This is a genomic window from Acidovorax sp. LjRoot129, from assembly GCF_964253765.1.
Lineage (GTDB): Bacteria > Pseudomonadota > Gammaproteobacteria > Burkholderiales > Burkholderiaceae_C > Acidovorax.
The window spans coordinates 4,150,906-4,167,859 of record NZ_CAXUSE020000001.1 but is presented as its reverse complement, the minus strand read 5'-3'; the positions used below and the strand labels follow the sequence as shown (position 1 = coordinate 4,167,859).

Here is a 16,954-nt window from a genome sequence, read left to right as displayed (position 1 = left end):
TATGAAACGCGCTTTCACCCTACTGGGCCTGCTGGCCTGCCTCTCGTCCGGGGCTGCCTTTGCGGCCACCACCCCGGTGTCTCAACCCTCCGCCACGCCGTCCACCACGGCCTCCGGCGCGCAGCAGTTCACGCTGAAAAACGGCATGCAGCTGATCGTGCAGCCCGACCGGCGCGCGCCCACCGCGGTGCACATGGTCTGGGTGCGCGTGGGCTCCATGGACGAAGTGGACGGCACCACGGGCGTGGCCCATGTGCTGGAACACATGCTGTTCAAGGGCACCAAGACGCTGCCGCCGGGCGAGTTCTCGCGGCGCGTGGCGGCGCTGGGCGGGCGCGAAAACGCGTTCACCAGCCGCGACTACACGGGCTACTACCAGCAGATTCCTTCGAGCCGGCTTGAGGACGTGATGAAGCTCGAGTCCGACCGCTTTGCCCACAACCACTGGCCGGATGAAGAGTTCAAGAAAGAACTCGAAGTGGTCAAGGAAGAGCGCCGCCTGCGCACCGAGGACCAACCCCGCGCCATGCTGGCCGAGCAGCTTTTTGCTGCCACCTTCACCGCGTCGCCCTACCGCCGCCCCATCGTGGGCTGGATGAGCGACCTCGACGCGATGACGCCCCACGACGCGCGCGCCTTCTACCGCCAGTGGTACACGCCCACCAACGCCGCGGTGGTGGTGGCCGGCGATGTGGATGTGGCCCAGGTGCGGGCGCTGGCAGAAAAGTACTACGGCAGCATCCCCGCCCATGCGCTGCCCGAGCGCAAGCCCCGCACCGAGCCCGCGCAGCGGGGCCTGCGTCGCATCGCCGTCAAGGCGCCGGCCGAACAGGCTTATGTGGCGCTGGCGTTTCGCGCACCCAGCCTGAATCGGGTGGTGGACCTGACCGACGAGGACCGTGATGCGCTCGCGCTCATGGTGTTGTCGGCGGTTCTGGATGGCTACGACGGCGCACGGCTGGACCGCGCGCTGACCCAGGGCGAGAACCGCGTGGCCGACAGCGCCAACAGCGGTGCCATGGTGACGGGGCGTGGGCCCAGCGTGTTCATGCTCAACGGCGTGCCCGCTGCCGGCAAGACCGCCCAGCAGGTCGAAGACGCCCTGCGTGCCGAAGTGGCCCGCGTGGCGAAAGACAGCGTGAGCGAGGCCGAACTGACCCGCGTCAAAACCCAGTGGATCGCCTCGACCGTGTACGAGCGCGATTCGGTCATGAGCCAGGCCCAGGAGCTCGGCGGCAACTGGATCCAGGGCTTTCCGCTCGATGCCAACGAACGCCTGCTGGCGCTGCTGCGCACCGTGACCCCTGCCGAGGTGCAGGCCGTGGCCGCCAAATACTTTGGCGACGACCAGCTCACCGTGGCCACCTTGCTGCCGCAGCCGCTGGATGCCCCCCGCGCGCGCCCCACGCTGCCGCCGGGCGCCGTCATCCGTTGAACCCGCACCGGGGCCACACTACATGATTACTATCAAAAACATAGCTGCTCGCGCTTTACTGATAAGCGCTGGAGCCGTTTTTTATTCAAATTCTGCCTGGGCGCTGCTGCCCATCCAGCACTGGACGGAACCCAGCGGCGCCAAGGTTTACCTGGTCGAAAGCCCGGTCATCCCGATGGTGGACGTGCAGATCGACTTTGACGCCGGCAGCCGCCGCGACCCGGCCGGCCAAGCGGGCCTGGCCAGTGCCGTGGCGGCCATGGCCAGCAAGGGCGTGAAGGCCGCAGGCAGCGAACCCGCGCTCGACGAGAACGGGCTGGGCGAAGCCTGGGCCGACCTGGGCGCGAGCTTTGAAGCCGGCGCCGAGAACGACGCCCTGCATTACTCGCTGCGTTCGCTCACCGATCCGCCATTGCTCGACCGTGCCGCCCGCCTGGCCGCGCGCCAGATCGGCGAGCCCAGCTGGCCCGCCGACGTGTGGCCACGCGACCGCGCGCGCTGGGTCGCCAGCCTGAAAGAAGCCAACACCCGCCCCGCCACCGTGGCCGGCTACGCGTTTGCCTCGGCCGTGTACGGCAGCCACCCGTATGGCGTGCGCACCACCGAAGACACTTTGACACGCATCAACGTGGCGGACATGCAGGCCTTTCACACCCAGCACATCGGCGCCTGCCGCGCCAAGGTCAGCATCGTGGGCGCAGTGTCGCGCGCGCAGGCCCAGACGCTGGTGGCCACACTGCTGTCGCGCCTGCCCGCCGCATCGGGCTGCGCGCCGCTGCCGCCCGTGGGCGAGATCAATGCGCTGACGGCGCCGGCCGAACAGAACATTCCGTTTGCCTCGGCCCAGGCCCATGTGCTGATTGGCCAGCCCGGCTTTCAGCGCAAGGACCCGGACTTTGTCGCACTGCTGGTGGGCAACCACATCCTGGGCGGCGGGGGCTTTGTCTCGCGCCTGACGAACGAGGTGCGCGAAAAGCGCGGCCTCTCGTACAGCGTGTACAGCTATTTCGCGTCCGGCCTGCATGCGGGCGCGTTCACGGTGGGCCTACAGACCCGGCCCGACCAGGCGGCCCAGGCCGTGAAGGTCTCGCGCGACGTGATCGCCCGCTTTGTGGCCGACGGCCCGACCGAAGACGAGCTGCGTGCCGCCAAGGACAACCTCATCGGCGGGTTTGCACTGCGCATCGACAGCAACAAGAAGCTGTTGGGCAACGTGGCCAACATTGCGTGGAACGACCTGCCGCTCGACTATCTCGACAAGTGGACGGAAAAGGTCGAAGCGCTGACGGTGGCCGACGTGCGCGCCGCCATGGCCCGAAAGCTCCAGCCCGAACGCATGGTGACCGTGGTGGTGGGGGCCAAGCCATGAGCGCTGCGCCGCGCTGCGCCCGGCACACCGGCAACACCTTTATCCCCTGCACGAAAGCCCATCCATGAGCCGCTCCACCCTGCGCCCCGAATCCCTGCCCGGCGGCCGCCTGGCCCGCGCGGCCAAGCCTGCCGATGCGGCACCCGCCGCCACCAAGGCAGCGAAGAAAACCGCCACCCCCGCAGCCCACAAAGCCGCGGGCGAAATCCGCATCATCGGCGGGCAGTGGAAGCGCACCCGGCTGCCCGTGGCCCAGCGCCCGAACCTGCGCCCCACGCCCGACCGCGTGCGCGAAACCCTGTTCAACTGGCTGGGCCAGGACCTGGCCGGCTGGCGCTGCCTGGACGCCTTTGCCGGCACCGGCGCACTGGGTTTTGAGGCCGCATCGCGTGGCGCCAGCGCCGTGCAGCTGGTCGAAAACGACGCCGCCCTCGTGGCCCAGCTGCACGCGCTGCAGCAGCGCCTGGAGGCATCCGCCGTGCGCGTACAGCGCGGCGACGGCATCGCGGCACTGAAGCAGGCCGCACCGGGCAGCATCGACCTGGTGCTGATCGACCCGCCGTTTGAAAGCCCCCTGTTCGAGCCCGCGGTCGAAGCCGCAGCCAAGGCAGTGTCGGCCGACGGTTTTGTGTACCTGGAAGCGCCGCGCGCCTGGACGGACGAAGAGCTTGCGCCCCACGGGCTGGCCGTGCACCGTCACCTCAAGGCTGGGGCGGTGCATGCCCATTTGCTTAAGCGTGGTGGAAGCCCTGCGCCTTGACTAGGGCGGTCTCATTTGAATGAAATAGGCCGCTAGCGCTGGTATATAAAGCGCTTGTAGCTATCATTTTTGTAGTGATGGTTGTAAGCGCTTCCGTGTTGAGCCACCGCGGGCCTGCAGGTGGCGAGGCGGCTTTGCACGGCAAGAGCGGCGGCAACTGGGGCGGCGACCACATCCGCAACCAGGATTGCCCCGACGGTTCAACGACCCTGTTGAGCCCCGCGGCAACACTGAAGTCCCGCGGTAACCGCCCCGCTTTCACCCGTTCGTCTTCAAACTCTCCAGGTCCGTGCTCAGGTCGCACACCCGCGCGCGCCGGCGGGCCAGCGCTGCGCCGCCGACGTTGAGGGTGGCCGACGTCCCCTGGTCCGCATGCAACGCCAGATCCCATTGCGCCTGGGCCGCATCAAACGCCAGCCACGCGCGCTGTGCCGCACGCAGCGCGTCGCGCCGGGCAGGGCCCGCGGCCTTGAGCGCCTGGGCGTAGATCCGGTTGAGCTCCTTGTCCCACGCGGCATAGGCTGCGGACTGCGCATCGGCCAGGTCGGCCGTCACGCCCCCGCTGCGCTCTGCCGAGGCGGCCAGGGTTTTGTCGATGGGGTGGGGCGCCTTCTGCCCGCAGAAGTTGTCGGCGGCATGGGCGCTGGTGGCGGCCAGCGGTGCCAGCAGCAGTGCAAGCACGAGGGTTGCCGACAGCTTGCCAACGTGTGCCGCCGACCGGGTTACGGGCAGTGCAAGGTATTGCGGTGGTTTTTTCATCGGTATCGCCCGGACCATCTCCAAGATTCTTCTTCTTTTTCGACTCACGCCGACAGCACCACGGTGGCGATGAACGCCAGCGCCATCCACGCGGCGATGGTCAGCACAGTGGCCAACGCCACGCTCAGCGCCGTGTTCCACCCGCGCGCCAGGCCCCAGTGCGTCAAATGCCGCGCAAGCACCAGGCCCCCCAGCCACAGCAGGGCCAGCACCAGCGCCAAACCGCCCAAGAACCGCCCGCCGCGCACCGAGTCCATGCCGTTGGCGCCCAGCAGCGCGCCAAACATCCAGAACGCGGCCAGCAGCAAGTTGCCCAGGCCCGCCAGCGCCATGGCCACCATGGCTGCGCGCGTCGTTGGCAACATCGTCATCACTGCGCCACGTTGTAGCTCAGCACGTCCAGCGACTGCGTGTCCTTGGGGTTCCACGACAGCCCGGCCTCGCGCGCCACCACCGAGTAGACCTTGCCTTCTTCCAGCTTGCCGCCGGGCTGCAGCCCTTCTGTGTGTGCATCGACGTAGAGCATGGTGGTCAGGCCTTCGGCACTGCGCAGCAGCACGGCCTTCTGGCCGGCCTTCACCTTGGGCTCGCTGACCCACGCGCTCTTCACGCCCACGGGTGGGTTCAGGGTTTCGATCGTGCCGGTCAGGCGCACGATCTTGCGCCAGACCTTGCTCTCCTTGGGCGCCAGCTTCTTGCCGTTTTCGTCGGCCTGCATCTTCTGGATGTCGCCCAGCGAGCTGTAGGCTACGGTCCAGTCCCAGTGGCGCGTGTCGCGGCGGATGTGGTCGGCCGCGCCCAGCAGGTTCTCGGTCCAGGTGCCGCAGGCGTTCTTCTTCTTGCACACGCTCCAGGCGCTGTCCATCCAGCGCTTGAGCTGTGCGGCCTTGTCCTGGTTCTTCATCTCCAGCGCCACGCCGGGGCCCATGGCCACGCCCACCTGCTGCTGCTCGGGCGCAATCACCAGCACCGCGCCGTTGCCCACATCGAGCTTGCCCACGCGCAGCTGGCGCATCATGGCCCAGGCGTATTCCTCGGCGGTCTTGCCGTCCAGGTCCTTCACCAGCAGGGTGACGATCTCCACGCCCACCTGCTGCGCGTGCTCGTACATCTCTTTTTCAAACTTGGCGCGGATGCCCGCGTCGAGGTAGCCGAACTCGTCATAGATGAACTGCGTGCCCTTGGAGGGGATCGCGGCCGCGTCGGCCTTGGGCAGGGTCTCCGCGGGCGCTGCGGCGGCAAGGGCCGGGCCCGCGGGCGCCTTGGTCTGGGCAGTGACCGGTGCAGGGGCGGTGGCGGTGGCGGGTGCAGGGGCGGGCGACTTTGCGGTGGCGGGAGCTGGCGCAGGCGCAGGCGCGGGCGACTTCGCAGCGGTGGGTGCCGGTGCAGCGGCTGGTGCGGGCGCGGGCGCTGCGGCAGCCGCCACACGGACGGGCACACCGCCCGAGCACTGCGGCCCGCCGCCTTGCAGCTCGCAGGCTTCCTTCCAGCCCGATTCGATGGCCGCCAGGCGCTTCTTGCGGCCGGGGTGGGTTTCGCCGTCCTTCTCGGGGATCAGCGTGGCGATGGCGCGCTGCGCGTCGGCCAGCGGCGCGCCCATCTTGTAGAGCACAAAGCCACTGAACTTGTCCGATTCGAGCTCGATGGGCGGCTGGCTGCCGCCGGGCACGATGGTGTGGCCCGACAGGTGGTGGCCGATCTCGTGGGCCATGATGCTCACGGGCGCCCAGTTGTTGGATTTGGTGGCCTGGATCACGTCGCCCATGAAGCTGGGGTTGTAGGCAATCACGCGGCGCGGGATCTTGTCGGGGCCGGCCATGATGACCGCCGCCGCGTTGGGCACCTTGCCCTCCACCACCACAAAGTTGGCCGGCAGGCCGGTGTATTTCATGATCTCGGCCACCACATCGCGGCCGGTGTTGCCGCCCTTGGACAGGTCGGGCGGCGAAAACGCCAGGGGGCTGCCGTCATACGAACACGCCTGCAGCGTGGCGGCCAGCTCGGCCGCGAGCTGGGCCTTGCTGGGCTTGCCGCCTGCAGCGGTTTTCTGGGCCATGGCCAGGCCGCCAAAGGCCAGGCCCAGCAGGGCGCAGCAGGCCAGGGCCACGGGGCGGATGCGGGCAGGGTCGCGGAAGTTCTTCATGGGCGGAGGCCTTTCATGCGGCGATGGGCGCCGTTGCGGGGATGGAAAAAAGAGAGGAAGCGAAAGCAGGAAGTCGGGGAATCTGGAGTCCGTGGCAGGGCGCCAGGTGGTTCAACCATTCAGGTCACCAGCGCCGCCACGCGCAGCACACGCTGGGCCAGTTCGGCCTGGCCGCGGGTGCCGGTCTTGGCATACAGGCTGGCCAGCTGGGAGCGCACGGTGGGCATCTTCACGTGCCGGTTGTCGGCCATCTCGCGCGGTGTCATGCCTTGCAGCAGCAGGGGCAGCAGCGCGGCCTCGGCGGGCGTCAGGGCATACAGCGTGCTGCATACCGACACGGTGGCACCGGCATGTGGTGGCGCCTCGGGCACCAAAATGAATTGCGCCAGATGCTCGGTGGCGGCCTCCGCGCCCTGGCGCAGCGGGGCGGCCAGGGCCACCAGCGTGTTCGAGGCCATCGCGGATTGGCCGTGTTGTGTCTCAAGCCGCGCCGACACCGGCGACTGGGTGCTGAGGCTTGCCGACAGCAGCGGCGCCAGGGCGGGGTGCACTTGCGCGAGCTGCAGCGGCTGGCGGTTTTGCCAGCCGGTGGCGTGGCGCAGCAGCACGCGGCATTCGTCCTCTACGCCCAGCCAGGCGCGCGCATGTTCGTTGAGGTAGCGCACCTCGCCCCGCGGGCTGACGTGCATCACGCCCAGCGGCAGCTGGTCGAGCGTGCGCTCCAGCGCCTGGGTGTGGCGCCGGGCCTGCTGCAGGCGGCGCTGCGCCCGCATAAGGCTGCGCACCCAGGGCGTCACCGCGCGCAGGCGGGCAAATTGCTCCAGCGTGAACTCGCTTTGGCCGAGGTCGTTGTACATCGCCAGCACGTGCATGCCGACCTCGGGCGAGGCCTCGACCACGCCGTTGACCATGGCGTCGATGCCCAGGGGTTGCAGGTAGTCGGCATAAAAAGCACCGCGGCGCAGGTCGGGCGTGGCCACCAGCTGCTGGCTCAGCGAGCCACCGCGGGCCAGCGCCTGGCCTTGCTGGCGCTCCAGGGCTTCGCTCCAGGCGTCGCTGCCCTGGATGAGCTGGGCGTAGCGCGCCAGAAAATCGTCGGGCATGCCGTATTGGTAGGCAGCCAGGGGGTCGTCCGAGCCGGGCAGGGGGCAAAACAGCACCACCTTGTGGCTGCCCAGCGATTCGCCCAGGCGGTGCAGCAGGCGCTCGACCATGCCGGTCTCACCCAGCGCTTCCAGGCTCTCGGCCATGAGCGTGTCCAAGCCCGGTATCCCGAGGTGCTGCGTGCCCTGTGCGTCACCCATCAATGGCGGCTCCTTGTCGTGTCGAATGAACTGCGCCGGATGGTAGGGGCGATATCGCGGCAGCGGCATCATTCAGGTGAAGGATGGCCCTGTGCCTGCGGCGCTTTCCATGACTTTGTTCACGGATGGAGGGGCGAGGCGGTGGCGGGGCGCGCCGCGCGGCTGTTTTTCGTTTGCTATTAAATTAATAGCTATAAATGCTTAATGGATAAGCGCCAAGGCCTATTTTTTATCAATATCCAAGGGTTGGTGGCTTGGTGGGCGACCCGGTGCAGCGCCGTAGGGGCGTCGCACAGACCCTGACGACAGACGGCCTCTTCAGGTCCCACGCCCCGGTGGCGCAGGCCTCATCCCCCCATCTGCCACAGCACCAGCTCCACCACGCCGCGCGCATACCACTGGGTGGCCTGCCACTTGAGCGCCGCAAACAGCGCGCCCGCCAGCAGCAGCCGCCAGCCATCGCGCCGCAGGTCCACCACAAAAAACTGGCGCAGCGCCACCATGAGCATCAGCGTCTGCAGCGCCGTCATGTACCAGGGCGACCAGGCCTTGTGCCACTTGAGCAGGCCGGGCGAAGGGGCCAGCACCAGCGGCAGCTGGTTGACCATCTGCAGCGCGATGAACACCGCCTGGCAGTACAGCGCCAGCGCCAGCAGCTCGGCCGCGTTGTAGCCCCAGCGCCGGAACACGATCCACATGCTGGCAAACGCCGCCACCGCGCCCAGCGAGAACGACCACTTGGAATACCCGGTGACCAGCGCGTACATGCGCTGCGCCTCTTCGCTGGGCAGCTCGGGCCTCAGGTAGTCGGTGTGGCCCAGCACGATGAGCAAGAAGCCGATGGCCAGGCACAACAGGGTCAGCGGGTGCGGGTGGTCCTTGCGCTGGCCGAGCACGTATTCGCGCGCCATCGTGCCCGGCTGGGGCAGCACACGCAGCGCATTGCGGATGGTGCTCCATTCAAACCAGCGAAAGCGCTCCCACGCCTCCTTGCGCACGGTGCTGGTGCCCATGCGGGCGGCCTTTTTTTGCCCGCACTGCGCGCAGAAGGGGCCGTTGAGCGCGGTGCCGCAGTTCAGGCAGGCAGCGGTGTCGAACAGCGCGTCGCTGATGGTGGTGGGGGCGGTGGGGGTGGAGGCCGCGGTGGGCTCGGCAGGGGGCAGGGTAGCGGTCACAGGCGGGCGGGCTGGAGGGCCATGGGCGGACGACGGGTGGCGGATGGTAGGGCGGATGGGCCCGGGCGCCATCGTTCAGGTGGATGAAATGCGCACGCCGCGCGCCGGGCGGCTGCACGGCGCGCCGCGCGCACGGACGCTGCGCTGCGGCCACGCGGACGCGCCGCCGCCCGGCCCGGGCCATGTTGCACTGCACTGCATAATGCGCGCACGCGGCCCGGCTGGCCTCCAAAGGGCAGGCGCCCGGGGCCGGGGCCAACGTCATTCCGCCAGACAGGAGACCACCAGCCATGGCCCAGAACGTACTCGCCGTTTACCCCGGAACCTTCGACCCCATCACCCTGGGCCATGAAGACGTGGTGCGCAGGGCCACCCAGCTGTTCGAACGAGTGATCGTCGCCGTGGCCGCGGGCCACCACAAGAAGACGCTGTTTACGCTGGAAGAGCGGATCGACATGGTGCGCGATGCCGTCAAGAACTACCCGCAGGTGCAGGTCGAGGCCTTCTCGGGCCTGCTGCGCGACTTTGTGGTGGAGCGCGGCGGCAAGGCCATGGTGCGTGGCCTGCGCGCCGTGACCGACTTCGACTACGAGTTTCAGCTGGCCGGCATGAACCGCAGCCTGATGCCGCAGGTGGAAACCGTCTTCCTCACCCCTAGCGACAAGTACCAGTTCATCAGCAGCACCTTTGTCCGCGAGATCGCGGTGCTGGGCGGCGAAGTGACCAAGTTCGTGTCGCCGTCGGTGGAGCAGCGGCTGGCCGACAAGGTGCGCACCCTCACGCCTCCCTGATCTCCATTTTTTGGGTCAAATTGGCCGCCAGCGCTTGATCTATAAGCGCTAATAGCTATCAATTTTATAGTGTCGGCTTTGGACCCGGCGCTCCAGAGTCCAGCCCTCACGGCAGCGCCTCCAGCCTCTGCGCTACATCCGCCGCCTCGGCCCGCAGCGCCTCCAGCATGGGCGCCACCTCCGGCAAGGGCGGGCGGTACAGCGGCAGCACGCACCCCACGCTGAACGGAATCGAAAACGCCAGGCGCCGCACCACGAGCCGGCCGTTGGCAGCCGCCGCCGCCAGGGCGGTCAGCGGATTGACGATGGCCAGGCCCAGGCCATGCTCCACCATCGCGCACACGGCCGCGGCGCTGTGGGTTTCCATGCGCAGGGTGCGCGGCACGGCGGCCTCGGCAAAACGCGCGTCAATCAGGCGTCTGTAGGGGTCGTCGGCCGAGAGGCTCAGAAACGGCTGGTCCGCGAAATCCGCCAATTGCAGCACCGGGCGGTTTGCGAGCGCGTGGCCGACGGGCACCACGGCCACTTCGTCCAGCGTCAGCAACACCTCGGCGCGGGTGCCAGGCGGTGCGGCGGTTTGCTCGCACAGGCCCAGGTCAAAGCGCTGGGCGCTCATCCATTCCTCCAGCAGCGGCGATTCTTGCGGCGTGACCGACAGGCGCGCGTGCGGCTGCGCCCGCAGCAGCCGCGCCGCTGCGCCCGGCAGCAGCGCGTGCGCCAGCGCCGGCAGGCACAGCACCGACAGCTGCACCGCGTCGGGCCGGCCCAGCGCCACGGCGCGGTCCACCACGCGCTCAAGGCCCTGCCAGGATCGCTGTACTTCATCCCACAGCGCCAGCGCCCGCGCATTGGCGCGCAGCCGGCCTTGGATGCGCTCGAACAGGGCGTAGCCCAGCAACGACTCCAGCCGGGCCAGTTCGCGGCTCACGGTGGGTTGCGAGCTGTGCAGCAGGTCGGCCGCACCGGTGGCGCTGCCTGCGGCCATTACGGCGCGGAACACCTCGATGTGCCGGTGGGTGATGCGGCGAGCGAGTGGAGCGGGTGTGTCGGGCATAGCGCAAGCATATCCATATTGAATGGATAGCGATGAATTAAGCATTCGACCAAATACCCGCGGCGCTGCATCATCCCGGCTTCATCCGCGTATTCCTGTCTTCGGAGCTCTCCATGTCCAACCCGTTTTCCCCCGCCCAGCTATGGTCCCTGGCCGACCAGTTCGGCACCCCGCTGTGGGTGTATGACGCCGCCACCATCCGCCAGCGCATCGCGCAGGTGTCCAACTTCGAGACCGTGCGTTTTGCGCAGAAGGCCTGCTCCAACATCCACATCCTCAAGCTCATGCGCGAAGAGGGCGTGAAGGTGGACGCGGTCTCGCGCGGCGAGATCCTGCGCGCCCTGGCTGCGGGCTATACCGCGGGTGGAGAGTCGTCCGAGATCGTCTTCACCGCCGACCTCTTCGACGCGGCCACGCTGGCCTGTGTGGTCGAGCACCGCGTACCGGTCAACGCGGGCTCCATCGACATGCTGCACCAGCTGGGCCAGCGCTCGCCCGGCCATGCCGTGTGGCTGCGCATCAACCCCGGCTTTGGCCACGGCCACAGCAACAAGACCAACACCGGCGGCGAGCACAGCAAACACGGCATCTGGCACACCGACCTGCCGGCGGCGCTGGCGGCGATCGCCCAGCACGGCCTGAAGCTCGTGGGCCTGCACATGCACATCGGCTCCGGCGTGGACTACAGCCACCTGGCCGAAGTCTGCGGCGCCATGGTGGGTCTGGTGCGCACCGCCCACGCGGCAGGGCACGATCTGCACGCCATCTCGGCGGGCGGTGGCCTGTCCATACCCTACCGCAGCGGTGATCCGGTGGTCGACACCCAGCATTACCACGGCCTGTGGGATGCCGCACGCCAGCAGGCGGAAGCGGTGGTGGGCCACAAGCTGGGCCTGGAGATCGAGCCGGGCCGCTACCTGGTGGCCGAATCCGGCGTGCTGCTGGGCGAGGTGCGCGCCACCAAGAACGCGGGCAACAACCACTTTGTGCTGGTCGACACGGGCTTCAACGAACTCATGCGCCCATCGATGTACGGCAGCTACCACGCCATGGAACTGCTGCGCCGTGATGGCACGGCGGACGGCGCTGCGCAGCAGCCCACCGTGGTCGCCGGCCCGCTGTGTGAATCGGGCGACGTGTTCACCCAGGGCGACGGCGGCGTGGTGCTGCCGCGCGACCTGCCCGCCGCGCAGGTGGGTGACCTGCTGGTGATCCACGACACGGGCGCGTACGGCGCGAGCATGTCCTCCAACTACAACACCCGCCCCTTGATTGCCGAGGTGCTGGTCGATGGTGGCCAGGCCCGCGTGATCCGCCGCCGCCAGACGGTGGACGAACTGCTGGCGCTTGAGGTGGGGCTGTAAGCACCCCCACATCGCGCGGGCACGGGGCCGACACCCGGTAGGCACGGGACTACGCGCATGTGCAGCACTGGCGCACAGCGCGGCCAAAAGGGGGGCGATAAGGTAGCGACACCTACCCACTTCACCCCTTCAAGGAGTTCAAGATGCCCATCATTGCTTGGTTGCTCGGCGTACCACTTTCTGTTGTTCTGTTGCTCATGCTGTTCGGCGTGTTCTGAACGCAGAGACACCCCCTCCAAGGGAACAAAAAATGCCGCGTGGTGCCTTCAGGGGCGCCACGCGGCATTTTTTTGCGTGGCGAGCGCGACACGGTGGAGTGGGCGTCAAAGCGCCGTTGGCAAGGCGGCGTCCGCCGTTGGTCTTACCAGCCGCGCCCTTGCCGGGCAAGCGGCACCGGTTGCCGCTAAGCTGCGTCCCACTGCCCAGCCGGCAACCGGTTGGCAGTGACCCAACGGAGACTGCCATGCACGCTGAGGGACAGACCATTGTCGAACTTGACTACCCGGGCGAGTATTTAAGCCGCTTTGGCGCCGTCGAAACCAAGACCTGCAAGATCCGCCTGTCGCGCAAGGGCCAGGGCCTGCTGGCCCGCATGTACGCCAGCCGGGGCTACCACATGCAGGCCACGCTCTCGCACGACAGCGACCAGAGCAGCCTGGTGGTGCAGATTGACGGTCAGGCGCAGGGAACGATTTCGATCCGCATGGACGATGGCTACCTGGCTGCCGAAGAGCATTACCCTGAATACATCAGCGAGCTGCGAGAACGCGGGGCGCGGATCTGCGAGATGGGCAAGCTCGCCATGGACCCAGGCGTGCGCTCCAAGCAGGTGCTGGGGGCCATCTTTCACATCGCCTGGATCGCGGCTTTCCGGGCCCGCCGCGCCACCGACCTCGTCATCGAGGTAAACCCCCGCCACGCGCCGTTCTACCGGCGCATGCTGCGCTTTGATGTGCTGGGGCCCGAGCGCATGTGCGGCCGGGTCGGCGCGCCGGCCGTGCTGCTGCACATCTCTGCAGAAAAAGGGCGCGGGCTGATCGAAAAATTTGGCGGCCAGCCCCGGCTGTCGAGCGAAGAGCGCAGCTTTTATCCCTACTTTTTTCATCCGGACGATGAAGAGGGGCTGATGCGGCGGTTGTCGGTCGGCGGGTGAGTGCGCAGTGCATGCGCGATGCACTCTTGGTTGATTGATATGTGGTGGGGGGAGCCCGGCGGCGTGCATGCAGCGAACGGCGCTCGCCGCACCGGGGTGACGGCGGGCACTGGCGGGCCATTAGCACCAGCGATGCAGCCCGGGCGTAGCCCCTCAGGCTAGATCTCGCCCCGGGGCCCGCGCCCCATGAGCTGCGCCACGGCCTCGGCGGGCTTCAAACGGCCATCCAGCAGCGCCACGGCCGCCTCGGCAATCGGCATGTCCACGCCCAGGGCATGCGCGCGCTGCACCACGGTGCGCGCGCTGTACACGCCCTCGGCCACATGGCCCAGTGATTCCACGGCCTGCGCCAGGGTCTGGCCCTGCGCCATCAGCATGCCCACGCGCCGGTTGCGCGACAGGTCGCCCGTGGCGGTCAGCACCAGGTCGCCCAGGCCCGACAAGCCCATGAAGGTATCGGGCCGCGCGCCCAGCGCCAGGCCCAGGCGCGTCATTTCGGCCAGGCCGCGGGTGATGAGCGCGGCGCGGGCGTTGAGCCCGAGCGCCAGCCCATCGCACAGGCCCGTGGCAATGGCCAGCACGTTCTTCACCGCGCCGCCCACCTCCACCCCCACGATGTCCTCGTTGGCATACACGCGCACGCTGGGGCTGTGGAAGGCCGCTACCAGCGATTCGCGCACGGCAGCGTGGTGGCTTGCGGCGACCAGGGCCGTGGGCTGGCCCAGCGCCACTTCTTGCGCAAAGCTCGGGCCGCTGAACACGCCTGCTATCAAATCAGGAGCTACCAGTGCTTGTACTTCGTGCGCTAGCAGCCCAAACGATGCTGAATCGGCACCGGGGGCCACAGCCTCGAAACCCTTGCACAGCCACGCCACGGGCGCGGCGCAGCCGGCAAGCGCCTGCAGCATCCCGCGCAGGGCCGCCATGGGCGTGGCCACGATGACCAGGTCGGCACCCGGCAGCAGCGCAGCAAAGTCGCCGTCTGCAATCGAGAGTGAGCGAGGGAGGGCGATGCCGGGCAGGTAGCGCGCGTTTTGCCCCTGCGTGCGCAGGTGCTGCGCCTGGGCCGCGTCGCGCGCCCACAGCGTCACCGTGTGCCCGGCGGGGTGCTGGGCCGCACTCATGGCGACCGCAGTCCCCCAGGCGCCCGCGCCAAGAACTATGATTTTCATAGCTGTTTGCGCTTATGTATCAAGCGCTAGAGGCCAATTTGGCCCCAAACGCTGTGCGACTTATTGCGTAATGATCGGCGAAGGCTGGCCGGCGGCCTGGGCTTGCTGCTGCTCGTACATGCCCTGGAAGTTGATTTCGGCCAGGTGCACGGGCGGGAAGCCTGCGCGGTTGATCAGGTCTGCCACGTTGCCGCGCAGGTAGGGGTACACGATCTGTGGGCAGGCGATGCCCATAATGGGGCCCATCTGGTCTTCCGGAATGTTGCGGATCTCGAAGATGCCGGCTTGCTTGGCTTCGACCAGGAACACGGTCTTGTCCTTGATCTTCGTCTGCACCGTGGCGGTCACGGCCACTTCGTAGATGCCTTCAGCGACCGGCGTGGCTTCCACACCGAGCTGGATGTCCACATTGGGCTGCTCTTGCTCGAGCAGGATGCCGGGGGAGTTGGGCTGCTCGAGCGACAGGTCCTTGAGGTAGACGCGCTGGATCTGGAATACGGGGGTTTCTTGGTCGGCCATGGTGAAGTCTCTTTGCTCTTACGAAATTTCTAGGAAAAACAAAACCCGCTGACGGAAAACTCCCGCAGCGGGCACATGGGGCTGCATTATGCAGCGCCCCAAGGGAGCCTCTGCACGCACCACGCGGCAAGTGGGCGCCGTGGGATCGGGAGGGGCTGCACGGCGCAAAGCGCAGCAATAGCAGTGCTATTGCGAGCAGTTGCAATACCGCAGACCGCCCGAGGCCACAGATGCCCATGGCGCAGGGATTCGCGCAGAGGCTCCCATAAGGATCAGGCGCCGCCCAGCAGGGGCATGAGCCCACCGCGGCTGTCCAGCGCCACCAGATCATCGTGGCCGCCCACGTGGGTGTCGCCGATGTAGATCTGCGGCACCGTGCGGCGGCCGGTGGTCTCCATCATCTGCGCGCGCGCAGCCGGGTCGGTGTCGATGCGGATCTCCTCGATCTGCTCCACGCCCTTGGATTTGAGGATCTGCTTGGCACGGATGCAATAGGGGCAGACGGCGGTGGTGTACATCTTCACGGGTTGCATGGCGGAAATCCTTTCTTCTCTTCCTGGCTGAAGGTATCAGTTGGGGGTGGTTGAAGGTTTTTCTACAGTCAGGCTTTTTCTACGGGCAGGCTGGCTTCACGCCAGGCCTTCAAACCGCCGGCCATGGCCTGGGCGTTGTCGTAGCCGAGCTTTTTGGCAATGGCCAGCGCCCGGTTGGCGCGGGCGCCCGTCGCGCAGACCAGCACCAGGGGCAAGGCCTTGTTCTTGACCACGGTAGGCAGGCGTTCCTCCAGCTGGCCGAGCGGCACGTTCTTGGCGCCGCCGACATGGCCAATGGCAAATTCCTCGGTCTCGCACACGTCGATGACCACGGCTTTTTCACGGTTGATGAGCTGCACGGCCCGCGCTGGGGTCAGCGAGCCGCCACTGGCATTCTTGAGGACCGGCCACAGCAGCATGCCGCCCGAAGCCAGTGCAACAAAGATCAGATACCAGTTGTCGATAATGAATTTCACAAAGATTCCTTGGGTTGGCGAACGGCGTAATTTTAGAATGCTCGGCTTTTGGCCAAATTTCTTTGACCCGCCTCTCCTAGGGAAACCATGCACAAACTCGTCCTGATCCGCCACGGCGAATCCACCTGGAACCTTGAAAACCGCTTCACCGGCTGGACCGACGTCGACCTGACGCCCACCGGCGTGTCTCAGGCGATGACCGCCGGCAAGCTGCTCAAGGCCGAGGGCTATGAGTTCGACCTGGCCTTCACCAGCGTTCTCAAGCGCGCCATCCGCACCCTGTGGTTGACGCTGGATGAGATGGACTCCACCTGGTTGCCGGTGGTCAAGGACTGGCGCCTGAACGAGCGCCATTACGGCGCACTGCAGGGCTTGAACAAGGCTGATATGGCCAAGCAGTACGGCGACGAGCAGGTGCTGGTCTGGCGCCGCAGCTACGACACGCCCCCGCCAGCCCTGGAAGCCACCGACGTCCGCAGCGAGCGCAGCGACCGTCGCTATGCCGGGTTGGCCGAAGGCAACGTGCCGCTGACGGAATGCCTCAAGGACACCGTGGAGCGCGTGCTGCCATTCTGGAACGATGCCATGGCCCCGGCTATCCGGTCGGGCAGGCGTGTGGTGGTGGCGGCCCACGGCAACTCCATCCGCGCGCTGGTGAAGTACCTGGACGGCATCTCCGACTCGGAAATCGTGGGCCTGAACATTCCCAACGGGATTCCACTGGTATACGAACTTGATGCCGACCTCAAGCCGATCCGCCACTACTATCTTGGCGACGCCGAGGCTGCTGCCAAGGCTGCAGCGGCCGTGGCATCCCAGGGCAAGGCGTAAAGCCAGAGTAAAGACGGGGAAACCCGCCATATTCCGCTGCCAAAACGAGAGCCCGTGCGGAACCGCAGCGGGTTTGGCCCTTCCAAGGTGTATATTGATTTCGAAGCGGGAAAAGG

At 67.3% G+C, this 16,954-nt stretch carries 17 protein-coding genes; 7 read left to right on the top strand and 10 right to left on the bottom strand.

Annotated features, from left to right (window positions below; all coding sequences use genetic code 11):
- Window position 1 precedes the first annotated feature (1 nt).
- The 3 genes from ACSQ3Q_RS19105 to rsmD all read left to right on the top strand — a co-directional run bounded on the left by ACSQ3Q_RS19105 (window position 2) and on the right by rsmD (window position 3,564).
- Window positions 2-1,435: an insulinase family protein gene (locus ACSQ3Q_RS19105; protein WP_436135909.1), complete on the top strand. Its 1,434-nt coding sequence runs from the start codon at window positions 2-4 to the stop codon at window positions 1,433-1,435.
- Between the two features lie 22 nt (window positions 1,436-1,457).
- On the top strand, window positions 1,458-2,804 hold the full coding sequence (locus ACSQ3Q_RS19100) for a M16 family metallopeptidase (protein ID WP_436135908.1): 1,347 nt from the start codon (window positions 1,458-1,460) through the stop codon (window positions 2,802-2,804).
- Between the two features lie 64 nt (window positions 2,805-2,868).
- Window positions 2,869-3,564 carry a 16S rRNA (guanine(966)-N(2))-methyltransferase RsmD gene (rsmD, locus tag ACSQ3Q_RS19095; RefSeq protein WP_436135907.1) on the top strand — a complete coding sequence of 232 codons (696 nt, stop codon included), beginning with the start codon at window positions 2,869-2,871 and terminating at the stop codon, window positions 3,562-3,564.
- Between the two features lie 258 nt (window positions 3,565-3,822).
- Here rsmD and ACSQ3Q_RS19090 read toward each other — a convergent pair whose 3' ends face one another.
- The 5 genes from ACSQ3Q_RS19090 to ACSQ3Q_RS19070 form a co-directional block, all read right to left on the bottom strand.
- Window positions 3,823-4,323, bottom strand: a complete 501-nt coding sequence (locus tag ACSQ3Q_RS19090) for a lysozyme inhibitor LprI family protein (RefSeq protein ID WP_436135906.1) — start codon at window positions 4,321-4,323, stop codon at window positions 3,823-3,825.
- A 44-nt stretch (window positions 4,324-4,367) separates the two neighbouring features.
- Window positions 4,368-4,694 carry a hypothetical protein gene (locus ACSQ3Q_RS19085; protein ID WP_436135905.1) on the bottom strand — a complete coding sequence of 109 codons (327 nt, stop codon included), beginning with the start codon at window positions 4,692-4,694 and terminating at the stop codon, window positions 4,368-4,370.
- Window positions 4,694-6,466, bottom strand: a complete 1,773-nt coding sequence (locus ACSQ3Q_RS19080; protein WP_436135904.1) for a TPM domain-containing protein — start codon at window positions 6,464-6,466, stop codon at window positions 4,694-4,696. The genes ACSQ3Q_RS19085 and ACSQ3Q_RS19080 overlap by 1 nt, the downstream gene beginning before the upstream one ends.
- A gap of 119 nt (window positions 6,467-6,585) precedes the next feature.
- Entirely contained in the window at window positions 6,586-7,770 is a 1,185-nt protein-coding gene (locus ACSQ3Q_RS19075) for a helix-turn-helix transcriptional regulator (RefSeq protein ID WP_436135903.1), read from the bottom strand.
- Between the two features lie 347 nt (window positions 7,771-8,117).
- Window positions 8,118-8,945: a hypothetical protein gene (locus ACSQ3Q_RS19070; protein WP_436135902.1), complete on the bottom strand. Its 828-nt coding sequence runs from the start codon at window positions 8,943-8,945 to the stop codon at window positions 8,118-8,120.
- A gap of 290 nt (window positions 8,946-9,235) precedes the next feature.
- Between ACSQ3Q_RS19070 and coaD the strand changes: the two genes are divergently transcribed.
- Window positions 9,236-9,736, top strand: coding sequence for a pantetheine-phosphate adenylyltransferase (gene coaD / locus ACSQ3Q_RS19065; RefSeq protein ID WP_436135901.1), 501 nt, complete (start codon window positions 9,236-9,238; stop codon window positions 9,734-9,736).
- 106 nt (window positions 9,737-9,842) lie between these two features.
- On the opposite strand, the gene ACSQ3Q_RS19060 is transcribed toward coaD, so the two are convergent.
- Window positions 9,843-10,790, bottom strand: coding sequence for a LysR family transcriptional regulator (locus ACSQ3Q_RS19060; protein WP_436135900.1), 948 nt, complete (start codon window positions 10,788-10,790; stop codon window positions 9,843-9,845).
- A 113-nt stretch (window positions 10,791-10,903) separates the two neighbouring features.
- On the opposite strand from ACSQ3Q_RS19060, the gene lysA reads away from it, so the two are divergent.
- A complete protein-coding gene (gene lysA, locus ACSQ3Q_RS19055) occupies window positions 10,904-12,154 on the top strand; it encodes a diaminopimelate decarboxylase (RefSeq protein ID WP_436135899.1) in 1,251 nt (416 codons plus the stop codon).
- A 463-nt stretch (window positions 12,155-12,617) separates the two neighbouring features.
- Window positions 12,618-13,307, top strand: a complete 690-nt coding sequence (locus ACSQ3Q_RS19050) for an N-acyl amino acid synthase FeeM domain-containing protein (protein ID WP_436135898.1) — start codon at window positions 12,618-12,620, stop codon at window positions 13,305-13,307.
- A 158-nt stretch (window positions 13,308-13,465) separates the two neighbouring features.
- Here the strand turns inward: ACSQ3Q_RS19050 and ACSQ3Q_RS19045 are convergent, their stop codons facing one another.
- The 4 genes from ACSQ3Q_RS19045 to ACSQ3Q_RS19030 all read right to left on the bottom strand — a co-directional run bounded on the left by ACSQ3Q_RS19045 (window position 13,466) and on the right by ACSQ3Q_RS19030 (window position 16,007).
- On the bottom strand, window positions 13,466-14,479 hold the full coding sequence (locus ACSQ3Q_RS19045) for an NAD(P)H-dependent glycerol-3-phosphate dehydrogenase (protein ID WP_436135897.1): 1,014 nt from the start codon (window positions 14,477-14,479) through the stop codon (window positions 13,466-13,468).
- A 60-nt stretch (window positions 14,480-14,539) separates the two neighbouring features.
- Window positions 14,540-14,998: a protein-export chaperone SecB gene (gene secB, locus ACSQ3Q_RS19040; RefSeq protein WP_436135896.1), complete on the bottom strand. Its 459-nt coding sequence runs from the start codon at window positions 14,996-14,998 to the stop codon at window positions 14,540-14,542.
- 272 nt (window positions 14,999-15,270) lie between these two features.
- Entirely contained in the window at window positions 15,271-15,531 is a 261-nt protein-coding gene (gene grxC / locus ACSQ3Q_RS19035) for a glutaredoxin 3 (protein ID WP_436135895.1), read from the bottom strand.
- Window positions 15,532-15,599: 68 nt separating this feature from the next.
- Window positions 15,600-16,007 (bottom strand): rhodanese-like domain-containing protein, encoded by a 408-nt coding sequence (locus ACSQ3Q_RS19030; RefSeq protein WP_436135894.1) that lies wholly within the window; start codon window positions 16,005-16,007, stop codon window positions 15,600-15,602.
- 87 nt (window positions 16,008-16,094) lie between these two features.
- On the opposite strand from ACSQ3Q_RS19030, the gene gpmA reads away from it, so the two are divergent.
- A complete protein-coding gene (gpmA, locus tag ACSQ3Q_RS19025) occupies window positions 16,095-16,838 on the top strand; it encodes a 2,3-diphosphoglycerate-dependent phosphoglycerate mutase (protein WP_436135893.1) in 744 nt (247 codons plus the stop codon).
- Window positions 16,839-16,954 lie beyond the last annotated feature (116 nt).